Source organism: Rhizobium sp. N122 (assembly GCF_002211295.1).
In the GTDB taxonomy this organism is placed as follows: Bacteria; Pseudomonadota; Alphaproteobacteria; order Rhizobiales; family Rhizobiaceae; genus Rhizobium.
Genome location: NZ_LOKU01000080.1, coordinates 64,082 through 80,338 on the forward strand (window position 1 = coordinate 64,082; position 16,257 = coordinate 80,338).

Below are 16,257 nucleotides of genomic sequence, written 5' to 3' on the forward strand. Positions count from 1 at the left end.
TGCGCTAACGTATCAGCAAAATACTGCCTGCGGCCCGCCCCGACTCCAATTCGATATGCGCTGTTGCAACATCTGCCAGGCTGAATTCGGCAGCGATCTGGCAGACGATCCCTGCCTCCATGGCCTGAACTGCCGCCTGCGCCGCCTCGCGGTATCTTGCGACATCGGCGCACCAGGCCATGATGCTCGGGTGAGAGAGCGACTTGCCAGGCCGAAGCTCCTCGACCGGAACCGGCGGAACCGGCCCGGCGGCTTGCCCGATGGTAACAGCCATCCCGAAAGCCCGGACCGAACGAAGACTTTTGACCAGCATATCGCCGCCTATGCCGTCAAAGGCGACGTCAACGCCGTTGCCATTCGTGAGCCGTTGGACCTCGGCGACGATATCGGCCCCTCGCCCGACGATGAGATGATCCGCGCCGAAGGACTTGGCGAGCACTGCCTTTTCGGGCGTACTGACGGTGCCGATCACCGTGGCATCGAGCGACCTGGCCCAGCGAACGAGGATGCTCCCAAGCCCACCAGCGGCCGCATGGATCAAAATACGACTTCCGGCGCGAATATCGCACGTCTTCTTCAGCAGCATGTAGGTCGTCATGCCTTTGAGCAGCGAGCTCGCAGCCGTTTTCACCGAAACCGAGTCGGGAAGCCTGATCACTCTTTCAGCGGCAATGGTCCGTGCAATAGGCTCCGACCGGCGGTCCCGCATATGCCACCCGGTCGCCCTCCTTCAACTCCGTCACGTCAGGACCGACCGCTTCCACGACACCCGCGGCCTCGGCACCGATCACGGCCGGATAGGAGGGCATCGGATAGATGCCCTTGCGATGATAGACGTCCAGGAAATTGGTGCCGATCGCTTCATGACGAATTTTTACCTCGCCGCGACCGGGAGGAGCGGAACGATGATCCTGTACCTGAAACCGGCTGACGTCGCCTGGGGCGTTCAACATTATGATCTGATCTGTCATCGTTCGATCTCCTTGATGCGCATAGGCTAGCGGCTGGCCAAGCGCGTGAAAATTCCCTATTGATTCACAATGAATGGGAGAAAATTCACAAAACTCGATTGGGACGACCTGCGGCATTTTCTGGCGCTGGCGCAATCGGGGACGTTTCTCGGCGCGGCGAAGCAGCTCGGCGTCGAGCACGCGACGATAAGCCGGCGCGTCTCATCGCTTGAAGCAACGCTCGAACGCAAGCTCATCGACCGTCGCGGGCGGCGCATCATTCTCACTCTGGAAGGCGAGAAGGTTGCCAAGCATGCAGCTGTCATTGCCTTGCAGACTGCCGTGGTCGAGCAGATCGGTCGCAGCAGCGCGACGGAAGTGCGCGGCCATGTAAGGATCAGTGCCCCGCCCGCTCTTTCGAGCGTGCTTCTGGCAAAGCCGATCGTGGCGATGCGGAGAGATCATCCGGGTGTGCAGATTACGCTTGTTGGCGAGAAGCGATTTACGTCGTTGAACAGGCGCGAGGCGGACATCGCGATACGATTGTCAAGACCGGAAGATGGCGACTATTCGATCACCAAGCTCCAGGAGCTGACGTTCGACCTCTTCGCTTCGAAGCGTTACCTCGAAACCGTTGCGCCGTCCGAATGGACGTTTATCGGCTATGATGAAGCGATGAATTCCTCGCCGCAGCAATTGCGTCTCAACGAGGTGGCCGCCGGCCGCCAAATTGCGTTGAGATCATCCGTTCTGGAGTTCCAGGTTGCCGCCGCAAGGCTTGACGGGGGTGTCGTCATGCTGCCCGATTTCGCGGTCCCTTTCGATCTTCAGCGGATCGAAGGCGAACATGCTCTCGTACGGGAACTATGGTTGGTCGTGCACTCCGAGATCAAGGACCTTCCGTCTGTTCGTGTCGTCCTGGACGCGCTGAAGAGCGCGTTCAAAAAGAAGCCTCATGCCGACCCGCCCCGTTTGTCCGAGTAGATCAACGATATCGGCGAGGGCCGGAAGGTCGACGTGCTCGCTTCGCCGCATCGGCAGGCATGGCAACGACGCGGCGACATCCTCACGGGGCATGGGCGCTGCGTGCGCTATTCACGGCAGCGGAACCGGCGTGTCGGCGAGTGTTCTGAGATAGGCGATTACATCAAGCCGATCGGCTTCCTCAGGCGCGCCACGGATTTCCATGTCGACGCCAGGCGTTGTCAAAGTGGGACCCGCGAGAAATATGTTGAGGTCCTCATACGTCCAGGACCCCTCCCAAGCCGACAGCGTTTTGGAGTAGCCGTCGAACTTGGTCGAGGCCTTGTCGCGCCCGACGACATTCCACAGGCTCGGTCCCCTGGTCGGTCCACCTTGCGCACGGGTGGCATGACAGGAGGAGCAGTTGGGCGCAAAGAACGCCGCGCCCCTTGCCGGGTCGCCGTTCGCCAGCTTCGTGGAAATCGGCGCGGGTTTCAGAATGGTGACGCCGTGCGCCAGCAGATAGGCGGCGATATCGGCATGATCGTCGTGTTTGGCGAGGTGGTAGGCCGTGACAATGGCCGGCAGACGGGCGGGGTCGCCCCGGATCCAGACGGCATTGACGTCTGCCCCGGCTTCCACGAGCAGCTTGACACAATCCAGACAGCCGTTCGCGACCGCGAAGTGCAGCATGCGCTCGCCCCTTGCTGCGGCATTCGGGTCAGCGCCATGCGCCAACAACAGCCGCACGAGGTCGACGGCGTTCGTCAGGACAGCGCCGGTCAGCGGCAGGCCCATCGCCGACGGATTGTTCACACCCGCCCCGCGCTCGATCAGCAATTCCACGACTTCGGAATGGCCACTACGAATTGCCAGGAAGAGAGGCGTGGCGCCTTTGTCCTGCTCCTCGATGTCGGCGCCGGCATCGAGTGCCGCCGCGATCGCGGTCAGGTCGCCGCTCTTGACCGCCTCGTGAAGCGGACCGCCTTGGGCGGTTACAACAGCACTCAAATAGATGAGAAGGCTTCCGATCAGCTCACGCATCTGGCTCTCCCCCGGCCAATACGGTGATCGACAATGATATACCCGATCACACCCACTGGCCAGTTCGCAGTGTGCCTATGGCGCCAACCACTTTACCAGCGATTGATGGCAATGAACGCCGGCCAGCACGCCCGAGGCGGAGGCGAGTAGCGCGATCGGCTACGGCTTATTTCTGTGCTTTGTGAGGGGATAACTCCTCAAAGCAAGGAAATAACGGTCTTCCCTAACGTTGCTCAATGTCTTCGGGCAAGCCCCACCGCCCACTGACGACGCCATATAGCATCAGGAGAGACAAGGAGCCCATAAATCCGCTCCACGTGCAAGCAAACCAGATAGCGATGTACTCGACGGGACCGAACAGACTGACGCCAACTTCGCACTTTTGATTCGTACACTGTGAGGGAACATATGCCGCGCCATAAATGGCTAGCGATGCTGCAGCGAGCCCGCAGATGGCAAACAGCATCGCCTTCGCCCGAGAGAATTCCGGGTTACCGATGGACTTGATGCCGAGCCTCCGCATTAAAAACAGCGAAAAACATAAACATGGGACTATTGTTGCCAATACCGCAGCCAATATCGAAATTGGCGTCCTGCTGAAATAGATCACAGAAATGTTGGCATAGAGATACGCCAAAATAGGGACGCTCGTGACCGCGGAAAACCAAGTCCTTGGGTTTTCGCGAAACATGATCCAAAGACTGCCAAGTGCAAAAAGCACAGGTATCGGACGAAAATGCCAACTCGAGAGCAACGTCAACAAGGCACACCTGCGGTTATACGGTCTTGACGTTCAGGCTTAAGGTACCGCAGTCGCTACCCAACAACACCTACGTCCTCCGATAAAGAAAATACCGCCCTTCCTTGATCCCCTCCGGCAGCGGCAACGCCACCAGTTCCTCATGCTCCAGCGGCAAGCCGCTGACGGCGATGCCGTTTGGGGCCAGCACGCCGGCCATCAGCTGCGGCAGCCAGGTGAGCGTCACGGCGTCGATCTCGTCATGGCCGGTGCCGATATCGGCATGGGCGAGCGCTGCGCCGATGCCGAGGAAGGCCTGGCCGGACTCGCGGATATTACCGGTCACCATGTCTTGCGCCGCTGGCGTCGAGGCCGAATAGGAGCGGACCTCCCAGTCGAAGGCGATAATGCGGCGGCCGGGGAAATTTTCGCGCAGATGATCATAGGTGCGGCCGTTGCCGAGACCGAATTCCAGCACCGGGCCTTCGATTTCGCCGACCAGATCGATGATCGCGTTCAAAATGTCGCGCTGCGCCGTCAACCGGCGAATGAAGCTGTCGAGGCGACTCATCTAATCCATATCCGTCATGAAAAATCGTGAGCGCGTGCTAACACATGAAACCTTGCCAAGTCGATTGCCGTAAATGGGAAATGGCGTTGCAGTGGCAACATGGGTCTGTGCTAAGCTGGATGACATGAAAACCGTGACCGACGAAGAATTCTTTGCCGCCGTGCCGCTGTTCAGCGCCTTCGAGGGCGTGACTGACGCCGCCAATTACCGGCCGCTGCCGGATGGGTGGGTGCTGGCGCTTGCCGATATCGTCGGATCGACGCAGGCGATCGCCGGCGGCCGGTACAAGGACGTCAACATGGCGGGCGCCAGCGTCATTTCGGCTGTCCTCAATGCCGTCGGCAAGGGCGATTATCCCTTCGTCTTCGGCGGCGACGGCGCGCTGATCGCGCTTCCCGGCTCGCTGGAGCAGGCGGCGCGCGAGGCCCTTGCCGCCGTGCAGGTCTGGGTCGAGGAAGATCTCGGCCTGATGCTGCGCGTCGCCATCGTTCCGGTCACTGAGACCCGCGCCGAGGGTTTTGACGTGCGCGTCGCACGATACTCGGCAAGTCCGCATGTCACCTATGCGATGTTCTGGGGCGGCGGCACCAGCTGGGCGGAGAGACAGATGAAGCTCGGCCATTACGCCGTCGCGCGCGCGGCGGCCGGTACACGCCCCGATCTCACCGGCCTCTCCTGCCGCTGGAGCCCGATCGATGCGCAGAACGGCGAGATCGTCTCGATCATCGCGGTTCCCGGCGAAGGCCGGCCGGGGGAAGAATTCCGCGACCTCGTCAACGGCATCGTCGCCATCACCGGCGAGCAGAACCGCGGCAGCCATCCGGTGCCGGCCGAGGGCCCGAATTTCGCCTTCTCGTTGCACGGCATCAATCGCGAGGCCAAGGCGACTGCGCCCGCCGGCCGGCGGTTGCGGCAGAAACTCATCATCGTCCTGCAACTCGCCATCACCGTCGTCTTCCACCAGCTCGGCATTCCGCTCGGCCGCTTCGATGCGCGCCGCTACAAGCGCGACGTCGCCGGCAATTCCGATTTCCGCAAATTCGACGACGGGCTGAAGATGACGGTCGATGTCGACGCCGAACACCTGAAACGCATCGAGACGCTGCTGGAAGCGGCGCGGGCCAAGGGCGTCGCCCGCTACGGCCTGCATCGGCAGGCCTCGGCGCTGATGACCTGCTTCGTGCCGACGCCTATCTCGCGCGACCACATGCATTTCATCGACGGCGCGTCAGGCGGCTATGCGGTGGCCGCCAGCCGGATGACCGGCAAATCGCTTTCCGGCGTTGCCGTCACGCCTTGATGACGTGATCAGCCGAAAGGCCGAGCCGGTTGAAAACGTTGCGGGTGTCGATGATCAGCGCAGCGCCTTTTGCCAGCGCCGCATAATCGACACTGTCATGGTCGGTGGCGACCAGCAGCGCGTCGTAGCCGGCGATAGTATCAGGCGTCAGCGCCACCGACCGGCGGCCCTTCAGCGCCTGGTATTCACGTGTCGGCGGGATCTCGGCGACGAAGGGGTCGTGATAATCGGCCCGTCCGCCGCGTTCCTCGATGATCTCGATCAGCCGCAGCGACGGGCTCTCTCTTATATCCGCGACGTTCTTCTTGTAGGCGAGCCCGATCACCAGCACCTTGCTGCGGCTCAGCGCCTTGCCGGCGCGGATGTCGAGGGCTTCGGCAAGCTTGCCGACGACATAACGCGGCATCGCCGAATTGATCTCGCCGGCAAGCTCGATGAAGCGGGTCGGCAGCTCGTATTCGCGCGATTTCCAGGTGAGGTAGAAGGGGTCGATCGGGATGCAATGACCACCGAGGCCGGGCCCGGGATAGAAGGGCATGTAGCCGAAGGGTTTGGTCTTGGCCGCATCGATCACTTCCCAGACGTCGATGCCCATCGCCGCATAGACGGTCTTCAGCTCATTGACGAGGGCGATGTTGACCGAGCGGAAGATGTTTTCGGTGAGCTTCACCGCCTCGGCCGTCGCATTCGAGGAGACGGGCACGACGGTTGACACCGCCGCACCGTAAAAGGCCTTCATCAGCGCCAGCGCCTCAGGCCCGTCGCCGGCGACGACCTTAGGGATGGTGGCGGTGTTGTAATGCTGGTTGCCGGGATCCTCGCGCTCCGGCGAGAAGCCGACGAAGAAATCCGAACCGGATTTCAGCCCGGTGCCTTCGAGAATGACCTTGACGATATCGTCGGTGGTGCCGGGATAGGTGGTCGATTCCAGCGCCACAAGCTGGCCCGGGCGCAAGTGCGCGGCGATCGACCGTGACGTCGCCTCGACGAAGGAGAGGTCGGGATCGCGGTGTTTGGTGAGCGGCGTCGGCACGCAGATGATGATGACGTCGCAGGCGGCAAGACCGGCGAAATCAGTGGTCGCCTGGAAGCGTCCCGCCTCGATCTCGGCGGCAAGGGCTGCGTCGCTGACCGCGTCGATATAGGAGCGGCGGGCATCAAGCGCCACCATCTTGGAAGGGTCGATGTCGAAGCCGGTGACCGCAAAACCGCTGCGCGCCACCGCGATTGCCAGCGGCAGGCCGACATAGCCGAGCCCGATGACGCCGGCGCGCGCCGCGCGGGTTTCGATCTTCTGCAAAAGCGTGTCGAAGGTGGAGGTGGACAAAGCGGGATCTTTCAAACGGGGAAGAGGAAGCTGATCTAATGCATGATCGCGGTGAATTAAACCCGGGGCCTCTTCTCCCCGGCGGCTATAGTGTCGGTTGGCGACCAAGACCCCTCCCCACCCCCCCACAAGGGGGCGGGGCTAACCTGCGGCAGCGATCTACCCTCTTTCAACCTAAGCGTTCTCGGCGTTGATTTTTTTGCGAACGATGCGGCAGGTTAAGCCCCTCCCCCTTGTGGGGAGGGGTTGGGGAGGGGCCTTGGGCTCTCAAAGATCCCTACCCAGGTGTGGCCGAAATGCCCCGGCACAATCCTTTGTTGCAACTTGAGCGCACAAAAAAATCCCGATCCCATTGTTTCGCACTTGCAGCATCCCTATTTTGACTTTTGATAATGAACCACCGTGAAAGGACAACCCGTCCGGTCCTCCGATACGGGGAGCAGAGGGGTGCCGCTGTCGGGCTCTCGGCAGATCGTTGACAAATAATACCGCTCGTACATCCTGAATTCCTTGTGACCTGCGCATGAAAATGTGCCGGCCGAGGGAATTTTTTCTCTGGGATGGCGTGGCTTATGAGGATCATACCGAGAATGAGCACGATCGAATCCAGCGTCTCCTCCATCCTGTTGGACCGGGTCGCTGAATGGCTGACGAACTCTTCGCTGGCCGGGGACGAGTTAGAAAATATCGTGCGCGGCTTCTGCGAACGGCTTGCCTCCGCCGGTCTGCCGATTGCCCGCGTGCATCTGACTTTTTCGATGCTGCATCCGCTCTATGACGCTTTGAGCTTCACCTGGCGGCGCGCCAGCGGCGTCACCATCGAGGGCTTCCGCATGCCGGCCGGGCAGAAGCCGGACCGCTTTCTGCAGAGCCCTTATTATTACCTGCTCGACAACAATTTGCAGCACATCCGCCGCCGGCTGATGCAGGAAGGACCGGTCGAATTCCCGATCTTCGAGGACCTGCGCAAGGACGCCATCACCGACTACCTCGCCTTCGTGCAGCCTTTTCGCGACGGCTCGGTGCAGGGCATGATGGGGTCCTGGTCGACCGACCACCATAACGGCTTTTCCGACGACATGATCGAAGCACTGCTGAAGATGCAGAACCATCTGGCGGTCGCCGCCAAGATGGCCGTGCTCGGCAAGCTCGCCAACAACATGCTGACCACCTATCTCGGCGGCGATGCCGGCAAGCGGGTGCTGAACGGCCAGATCCGCCGCGGCGACGGCGAGACGATCCGTGCCGCACTCGTCATGGGCGACATGCGCGAATCCACCATGTATGCCGAAAAGGAAGGCCGCCAGGCCTATATCGACACGCTGAACCAGTTCTTCGACGCGATCGCCGCCCCCTTCAACCGCAATGGCGGCGAGATCCTGAGCTTCCTCGGCGACGGCTTCCTCGCCGTCTATCCCTGCGGGCGCCACAAGGACCCGTCGAAAATCGCCTGCGAGGCAGCCCTTTCCGCCGTCCATCAGGCGCAGGCGCGGGTCGCCGAGCTCAACCGGGACCGCGAGTCAAAAGGCCTGAGCAAGGTCGGATACGGCATCGGCCTGCATGTCGGCAACGTCATGTTCGGCAATGTCGGCCTCAAGGACCGCCTGACCTTCTCCGCCTTCGGCTCGGCGGTCAACGAAGTGCAGCGGCTGCAGGTCCTGACCAAGAAATACGGCCGCGAGGTCGTTGCCAGCCAGGCATTCGCCGGTTATTGCGGCGGCGAATGGACGACGCTCGGCGAAGAGAAACTGCGCGGCATCCGCCAGAAGGTGACGGTGCTGCAGCCGCGGGCGCCGGCCCCCGCGATCAACGTCGAAGATGGCTTCCGCGAGGCTGTTCAGAACGGGCTTTCCGAGGCCGAACAGGTCATTCTTCTGCACCGTGACGCGAAGAAGCACGTCGAGCGGACAACCGTGGAGAAGTTTATCCAGTAAAAGCGCGAACCTCTGCCAAAATTTTACGCGTCTCGCCTGGGGAACTTCGGCGGGATGCTACGGTTTTCCCTGGATTGTCATCTGCTAGACACCCCGTTTGCGGTACGATAGTGTGCCTTAACGGGAACACAGAAGACTGGGGAATTTCATTGGTATGGCGTCTGCAGCCGATTTGTTGCGTATTGAAAATCTCGACGTCTCCTTCTCGGTTTTCGGCGACCGGCTGCGTGTCGTAAAGGAAGCCAATCTTCGCATTCTTCCGGGCAAGGTCACCGCTCTCGTTGGCGAATCCGGCTCCGGCAAATCGGTGATCAGCCAGTCGGTGATGGGCATCCTGCCCAATCCGGCCAGAGCCTCCGGCCGCATCCTTTTCACCGATCCGCTGGACGGCAGCACGACCGATATTCTGTCGCTTTCGCGCGACAGCGAGGAAATGCGCGATCTGCGCGGCCGGCGCATGGCGACGATCTTCCAGGAGCCGATGACCTCGCTCTCGCCGCTGCACACCGTCGGCAACCAGATCAGCGAAGTGCTTTTGATCCATACCGAGATCGACAAGCAGGAAGCGCGGGAGAAGACCGAGGAGATGCTCGGCCTCGTCGGCTTTACCAATCCGCACCGCACCTACGACATGTATCCGTTCGAATTGTCCGGCGGCATGCGCCAGCGCGCGATGATCGCCATGGCGCTGATCTGCAAGCCGGCGCTGCTGATCGCCGACGAGCCGACGACGGCACTCGACGTGACGATCCAGGCGCAGATCCTCGAATTGCTGCGTGACCTGCAAGCCAAGCTCGGCATGGCGATGCTGCTCATCACCCACGATCTCGGCATCGTCGCCAACATGGCCGACGAGGTGGTCGTCATCTATCACGGCGAGATCATGGAAGCCGGGCCGGTCGAGGCGATCTTCCGCAATCCGCAGCATCCCTACCTCAAGGCGCTGATGGCCGCCGTTCCGCATTTCGACATGAAACCCGGCGAGCGGCTGAAGGCGCTGCGCGACGTGCCGGTCAATCTCGAGACCCTCGTCGGCAAGAAGAAGCCGCTGCAGGCCGAAGCCCCGGGCACACTGCTTTCGGTCGCCAATCTTTCGAAGACCTACAAGACCCGCAAGCGCAGCCTGCTCGGCAAGCAGGAAGCCGCCGTCGTCCATGCCGTCGACGATGTCAGCTTCGACATCCGCCGCGGTGAATGCCTCGGCCTGGTCGGCGAATCCGGCTGCGGCAAGACGACGCTCAGCAAGATCCTGATGCGCGCCGTCACACCCGACAGCGGCTCGGTGGTGTTCAACGACGGCAAGGACGTGATCGACGTGCTTTCGGTGCGCGGCGAGGCACTGCAGGACATGCGCACCAAGATCCAGATGGTGTTTCAGGATCCGGTCTCCTCGCTCTCCCCGCGCATGACGGTGCGCAACATCCTCAGCGAACCGCTTGAAATTCACGACCGCGGCGACAGTGACGAGCGCAAGCGCAAGGTCGAAGGCTTGATGGCGGCGATCGGCCTCGACAAGCGTTACCTCAGCCGTTACCCGCACAGTTTTTCCGGCGGCCAGCGCCAGCGCATCGGCATTGCGCGCGCGCTTGCGCTCGGCCCGAAGCTCGTCATCCTCGACGAGCCGGTCTCGGCGCTCGACGTCTCCGTCCAGGCGCAGATCCTCAACCTATTGAAGGATCTGCAAAAGGAACTGGGGCTGACCTATCTGTTCATTTCGCACAATCTCGCCGTCGTCGATTATATGGCCGACCGCATCGCCGTCATGTGCAAGGGCCGCATCGTCGAAATCGCGCCGCGCGAGATCATCCTGCGCGATCCGGTGCATCCCTATACGAAATCGCTGCTCGCCGCCGTCCCCTTCCCCGATCTCGACCGGCCGCTCGATTTCAAGGCGCTCCGGGAAAACGGCGCCGCCGACAAGCAGAATTGGGGCGTAACCTTCACCGCCGAGCATGACGACGCCTCCGAGCTTGCCTATGCCGATCTCGGCGACGGCCATCTGGTGCGCGCCCGCAAAGGCGCCGATGCCAAGGAGTTGCGCTGATGGTGACGCGTCGCACTTTTCTCGGCGGCCTCGTCGGCGCGGCGATCGCGCCCGCCGTGCTTCGGGCCGAGCAGGCCGTCGAGCCTGAGTTTCTCAAGGAGCGCCTGGCTGCCGGCAGTCTGCCTGGTATGGCCGAGCGCATTCCCGCCCGCCCGCGCATCGTCAACCTGAAGGAGATGGGGCTCGAACCCGGCAGCTACGGCGGCACGGTGCGCACCATCATCGGCAGCCAGCGCGACATCCGCTTCATGACGATTTACGGCTATGCCCGCCTGATCGGCTACGACAAGCACCTGCAGTTCCAGCCGGATATCCTCGCCGGTTTCAGCTCGGAAGACGACACGGTCTTCACCTTCACGCTGCGCGAGGGCCATAAATGGTCCGACGGAGAGCCGTTCACGGCCGACGATTTCCGCTACTGGTGGGAAGACGTCATCCTCAACGACAAGCTGACGCCGGGCGGCGGCGCGCTGGAGCTTCGCCCGCATGGCAGCCTGCCGCGCTTCGAGATGCTCGATCCGCTGACGGTGCGCTATACCTGGGACAAGCCCAACCCGATGTTCCTGCCGACGCTGGCCGGCCCCATCCCGCTCGTCATCGTCGGTCCGGCGCATTATCTCAAGCAGTTCCATAAGAAGTTCCAGCCCGACCAGGCGAAGATGGAACAGATGATGCAGGCCAACCGCGTCAAGAAATGGCAGGACCTGCACATCAAGATGGCCCGATCCTACCGGCCTGAGAATCCCAACCTGCCGACGCTCGATCCCTGGCGCAACACGACGGCGCTGCCGGCCGAGCAGTTCGTCTTCGAGCGCAATCCGTTCTTCCACCGCGTCGACGAGACCGGCCGGCAGCTTCCCTATCTCGACCGGTTCATCCTCAACGTCTCCTCGTCGTCGATTATCGCCGCCAAGGCGGGCGCAGGCGAAGCCGACCTGCAGGCGACCGGCATCGACTTCAACGACTATACCTTTCTGAAAGAAGCCGAGAAGCGCTTCCCGGTGAAGGTCAATCTCTGGAAGGTGGCGCGCGGCTCGCGCATCACGCTGCTGCCGAACCTCAACTGCGCCGACGAGGTGTGGCGCGGCCTCTTCCGCGATGTGCGCCTGCGCCGCGCCTTGTCGCTGGCGATCGACCGGCATGAGATCAACATGGTCGCCTTCTACGGCTTGGGCACGCCGAGCGCCGACACCGTCCTGCCCGACAGCCCGCTGTTCAAGCAGGAATATGCCGATGCCTTCGTGAAATTCGATGCCGACGAGGCCAACCGGCTGCTCGACGAAATCGGCCTGACCAAGCGCGGCAGTGACGGGATCCGGCTGCTGCCGGACGGGCGGCGCGCCGAGATCACCGTCGAGACCGCCGGCGAGAGCAATCTCGATACCGACGTGCTGGAGCTGGTGCACGATCACTGGGCCAATATCGGCCTGGCGCTCTATACCCGCACCTCGCAGCGCGACGTCTTCCGCAACCGCGCCATGAGCGGCTCGATCATGATGTCGATCTGGTACGGCCTCGACAATGGCGTGCCGACGGCCGACATGTCGCCCTCGGGGCTGGCGCCGACCCTCGACGATCAGCTGCAATGGCCGCTCTGGGGCATGCATTACCTCTCCGCCGGCCAGGAGGGCACCGCACCGGACTTGCCTGAGGCCGCCGAATTGGTAGACCTGCTCAAACAATGGGGCTCGACGGCAAAATTCGAGGAGCGTCAGGTGATCTGGCACAAGATGCTGTCGCTCTATACCCAGCAGGTGTTCTCGATCGGCCTGATCAACAGCACACTGCAGCCGATCCTTCGCGCCGCCAAGCTGCAGAACCTGCCGGAGAAAGCCCTCTACGGCTTCGATCCCACCTCCTATCTCGGCATCTACATGCCGGATGCATTCTGGTACAAGGAGGCCTGAGGCGTGCTCAGATATATTCTCTGGCGCATCGCCGCCATGGTGCCGACGCTCTTCGTCATTTCGGCGCTGGTTTTCACCATCATCGAGCTGCCGCCGGGCGATTTCTTCGAAAGTCAGATCGCCGAGCTGCGCGCCTCCGGCGAGACCGCCAATCTCCAGGAAATCGAGGAGATGCGCCAGCAATACGGCTTCGACAAGCCGGAGATCGTGCGCTATTTCTACTGGGTCGGCGGCATGCTGCACGGCGATTTCGGCTATTCCTTCGAATACCAGATGCCGGTTTCCGACGTGGTCGGCGAGCGGCTGTGGCTGACGATCCTCGTCTCTTTCACGACCATTTTGCTCACCTGGCTGATCGCCTTTCCGATCGGCATCTATTCGGCCACGCATCAGTATAGCTGGAGCGATTACGGGCTGACCTTCCTCGGCCTGCTCGGCATCGCCGTCCCGAACTTCATGCTGGCGCTGATCCTGATGTATTTCGCCAATATCTGGTTCGGCATCTCGATCGGCCATCTGATGGACCAGCAATATATCTCGGCGCCGATGAGCTGGGAGAAGGCGCGCTCGATCCTCTCCCACCTGTGGATTCCCGTCATCATCGTCGGCACGGCGGGCACCGCCGGCATGATCCGGCGGCTGCGCGCCAACCTGCTCGACGAGATGCAGAAGCAATATGTGACGACGGCGCGCGCCAAGGGCCTGCATCCGATGCGGGCGCTGCTCAAATATCCGCTGCGCATGGCGCTCAACTTCTTCGTCGCCGATATCGGCTCGATCCTGCCGTCGATCATTTCAGGCGCCGAGATCGTCGCGATCGTGCTGTCGCTGGAGACGACCGGGCCGATGCTGATCAAGGCGCTGCAAAGCCAGGACATGTATCTCGCCGGCTCCTTCCTGATGTTTTTGGCCTTCCTCAACGTCATCGGCGTTTTGATCTCCGACATCGCGCTCGGCTTCCTCGATCCCCGCATCCGTCTGCAAGGCAGGAGCACCAAATAATGTCGCCCCTTCCCGCACCCGGCGCGCCGCTTCCGCACTACGTCTCGACCGCGCCCTTCGACCCCCTGGCGACCGAGACCATGACGGCGGCGCAATCGCGCATCCATCTCGCCTCGCAGAAGCAGCTGATGTGGTGGAAGTTCAAGCAGCACCGGCTGGCCTTGATTTCCGGCATCTTTCTTGCCGCCGTCTACCTGATGATCCTGATCGTCGAATTCCTGGCGCCCTACGGCCTGCACACGCGCAATGTCGACTTCATCCATGCGCCGCCGCAACAAATCCATTTCTTCGACAAGGGCAATTTCGTCGGTCCCTTCGTCTACGGCCGCAGCATGACGCTCGATCTCGACACGCTGCATCGCGTCTATACCGACAGGCCGAACGACGTGCAGCCGATCCGTTTCTTCTGCCGCGGCGATGCCTATAAATTCTGGGGCCTTGCCGCCTCGAACTATCATCTGGTCTGCCCGGCGATCGGCGGCCAGATGTTCCTGCTCGGGACCGACCGGCTCGGCCGCGACGTGCTGTCGCGCATTCTTTACGGCGCGCGCATATCGCTGACGATCGGCCTGATCGGCATTTCGATCAGCTTCCTGCTCGGCATCGTCATCGGCGGCCTTGCGGGCTATTGGGGCGGCATTTTCGATCTCGTCGTCCAGCGCCTGATCGAAGTGCTGCAATCGCTGCCGAGCCTGCCGCTCTGGATGGCGCTGGCCGCGATCATGCCGGTGACCTGGAGCCCGATCGTCATCTATTTCGGCATCACCGTCATTCTCGGCATCATCGACTGGACCGGGCTAGCGCGTGCCGTGCGCTCCAAGTTGCTGGCGCTGCGCGAGGAGGATTACGTCCAGGCGGCGCAGCTGATGGGCGCCAGCACGCCGCGCATCATCGGCCGGCATCTGGTGCCGGGCTTCATGTCGCATCTCATTGCCTCGGCGACGATTTCGATCCCCGGCATGATCCTCGGCGAGACCGCGCTCTCCTTCCTCGGCCTCGGCCTTCGCCCGCCGATCACCAGCTGGGGCATTCTGCTGACCGAGGCAAAAAGCGTCAGCGTCATCGCCTTTTATCCTTGGCTGCTCTATCCGATCATTCCTGTTGTTCTTGTCATTTTGGCGTTCAACTTTCTGGGAGACGGCTTGCGTGATGCGGCAGATCCCTACAAATAGCAGAAAACCCGGCGGCGCCTCATGGCACCGCCCCCGCCACGTGGCCTCCGGACGGTGGGGGTACTAACGCATGTTGTTCACCCCGGAGGGAACACCCATGGCCAGACGTCTCGAAGATGCGCGCATCCTCATGTACAGCCACGACACCTTCGGCCTCGGCCATCTCAGGCGCTGTCGTGCCATTGCCCATGCGCTGGTCGAGGATTATCGCGGCCTCAACATCCTGATCATTTCGGGTGCGACGATCGCCGGCGCCTTCGATTACCGCGCCCGCGTCGACTTCGTGAAGATCCCGAGCGTCATCAAGCTGCGCAACGGCGAATATACCTCGCTTGCCAGCCATATCGACCTGCACGAGACGCTGAAGATGCGCGAATCGAGCATTCGCCACACGGCCGAAACCTTCCAGCCCGACATTTTCATCGTCGACAAGGAGCCGATGGGACTGAAGGGCGAGGTCGAGGATACGCTCGCCTATCTCAAGGCCCGCGGCACGGTGCTGGTGCTCGGCCTGCGCGAGGTCATGGACGCGCCGCATCTGCTCGAGGCCGAGTGGAAGCGGAACGGCATCATGCAGAAGATCGACCAATATTACGACAGCGTCTGGGTCTATGGCCCGCCTGACTTCTACGATCCTTTGATCGGTCTCGACGTGCCCGCGAGCCTGCGCCGGAAGATGGATTTCGTCGGCTTCCTGCAGCGCAGCGTCTCCAAGGGCAAGACCTCGATCAACGCCCGCAAGGACAATTACCTGCTCGTCACCACCGGCGGCGGCGGCGACGGCTCCGATCTCGTTCACGACGTGATGAACGCCTACGAGGCCGATCCGACGCTGACGCAGAAGGCGCTCGTCGTGCTCGGGCCCTATATGCCGGCCGTCGAGCGCGCCAAGCTGGTGCAGAAGGGCGAAGCCATTCCCTATATCGAGGTGATCGAGTTCGACAACCACATGGAAGAGCTGATCGACGGCGCCACCGGCGTCGTCGCCATGGGCGGCTACAACACCTATTGCGAGATCCTTTCCTTCGACAAACCGGCCCTCATCGTGCCGCGCGTCAAGCCGCGCGAGGAACAGCTGCTGCGCGCCAAGCGCGCCAGCGAGCTCGGCCTCGTCGACATGCTGCTGCCGGAACAATCGGTTGATCCCACCATCATGGCCGAGGCGCTGAAGCGCCTGCCCTCGCGCCTGCCACCGTCGAAGAGCGGCAGCAATATGCATCTCGAAGGGCTCGACCACATCTCGCAGACGGTCGGCCGATGGATCGACGGCCGCGCCAGCCACCTTTCCCTCGTCGCGGAATAGG

At 62.0% G+C, this 16,257-nt stretch carries 12 protein-coding genes and 1 pseudogene; 9 read left to right on the plus strand and 4 right to left on the minus strand.

Going from position 1 to position 16,257, the window contains the following annotated elements; genetic code table 11:
* Positions 1–4: 4 nt before the first annotated feature.
* A pseudogene (locus ATY75_RS32925) lies at positions 5–971 on the minus strand (quinone oxidoreductase).
* Positions 972–1,040: 69 nt separating this feature from the next.
* On the opposite strand from ATY75_RS32925, the gene ATY75_RS32930 reads away from it, so the two are divergent.
* Positions 1,041–1,934, plus strand: a complete 894-nt coding sequence (locus ATY75_RS32930) for a LysR family transcriptional regulator (RefSeq protein ID WP_088940689.1) — start codon at positions 1,041–1,043, stop codon at positions 1,932–1,934.
* A 111-nt stretch (positions 1,935–2,045) separates the two neighbouring features.
* Here ATY75_RS32930 and ATY75_RS32935 read toward each other — a convergent pair whose 3' ends face one another.
* Positions 2,046–2,957: an ankyrin repeat domain-containing protein gene (locus ATY75_RS32935; RefSeq protein ID WP_088940690.1), complete on the minus strand. Its 912-nt coding sequence runs from the start codon at positions 2,955–2,957 to the stop codon at positions 2,046–2,048.
* 452 nt (positions 2,958–3,409) lie between these two features.
* On the opposite strand from ATY75_RS32935, the gene ATY75_RS34865 reads away from it, so the two are divergent.
* Positions 3,410–3,562, plus strand: a complete 153-nt coding sequence (locus ATY75_RS34865; protein WP_190241470.1) for a hypothetical protein — start codon at positions 3,410–3,412, stop codon at positions 3,560–3,562.
* Positions 3,563–3,787: 225 nt separating this feature from the next.
* On the opposite strand, the gene ATY75_RS32945 is transcribed toward ATY75_RS34865, so the two are convergent.
* Positions 3,788–4,267 carry a class I SAM-dependent methyltransferase gene (locus ATY75_RS32945; protein WP_088940692.1) on the minus strand — a complete coding sequence of 160 codons (480 nt, stop codon included), beginning with the start codon at positions 4,265–4,267 and terminating at the stop codon, positions 3,788–3,790.
* Between the two features lie 124 nt (positions 4,268–4,391).
* On the opposite strand from ATY75_RS32945, the gene ATY75_RS32950 reads away from it, so the two are divergent.
* Positions 4,392–5,567, plus strand: coding sequence for a DUF3095 domain-containing protein (locus tag ATY75_RS32950; protein ID WP_088940693.1), 1,176 nt, complete (start codon positions 4,392–4,394; stop codon positions 5,565–5,567).
* Here the strand turns inward: ATY75_RS32950 and ATY75_RS32955 are convergent.
* Complete coding sequence (locus tag ATY75_RS32955) at positions 5,557–6,894, minus strand: nucleotide sugar dehydrogenase (protein ID WP_088940694.1); 1,338 nt, start codon at positions 6,892–6,894, stop codon at positions 5,557–5,559. The two genes, ATY75_RS32950 and ATY75_RS32955, sit on opposite strands and share 11 nt — an antisense overlap.
* 590 nt (positions 6,895–7,484) lie before the next feature.
* Between ATY75_RS32955 and ATY75_RS32960 the strand changes: the two genes are divergently transcribed.
* From ATY75_RS32960 to ATY75_RS32985, 6 genes are all read left to right on the plus strand, one after another.
* Positions 7,485–8,828, plus strand: a complete 1,344-nt coding sequence (locus ATY75_RS32960) for an adenylate/guanylate cyclase domain-containing protein (protein WP_088940695.1) — start codon at positions 7,485–7,487, stop codon at positions 8,826–8,828.
* Positions 8,829–8,982: 154 nt separating this feature from the next.
* On the plus strand, positions 8,983–10,872 hold the full coding sequence (locus ATY75_RS32965) for an ABC transporter ATP-binding protein (protein ID WP_088940696.1): 1,890 nt from the start codon (positions 8,983–8,985) through the stop codon (positions 10,870–10,872).
* Positions 10,872–12,779, plus strand: coding sequence for an ABC transporter substrate-binding protein (locus ATY75_RS32970; RefSeq protein ID WP_088940697.1), 1,908 nt, complete (start codon positions 10,872–10,874; stop codon positions 12,777–12,779). The genes ATY75_RS32965 and ATY75_RS32970 overlap by 1 nt, the downstream gene beginning before the upstream one ends.
* Before the next feature lie 3 nt (positions 12,780–12,782).
* Entirely contained in the window at positions 12,783–13,781 is a 999-nt protein-coding gene (locus ATY75_RS32975; protein WP_088940698.1) for an ABC transporter permease, read from the plus strand.
* Positions 13,781–14,953, plus strand: coding sequence for an ABC transporter permease (locus ATY75_RS32980; RefSeq protein ID WP_172599313.1), 1,173 nt, complete (start codon positions 13,781–13,783; stop codon positions 14,951–14,953). The genes ATY75_RS32975 and ATY75_RS32980 overlap by 1 nt, the downstream gene beginning before the upstream one ends.
* Positions 14,954–15,050: 97 nt before the next feature.
* The gene (locus tag ATY75_RS32985) at positions 15,051–16,256 is read left to right on the plus strand and encodes a glycosyltransferase family protein (RefSeq protein ID WP_088940699.1); all 1,206 of its coding nucleotides are present in this window, start codon (positions 15,051–15,053) and stop codon (positions 16,254–16,256) included.
* Position 16,257: the final 1 nt, after the last annotated feature.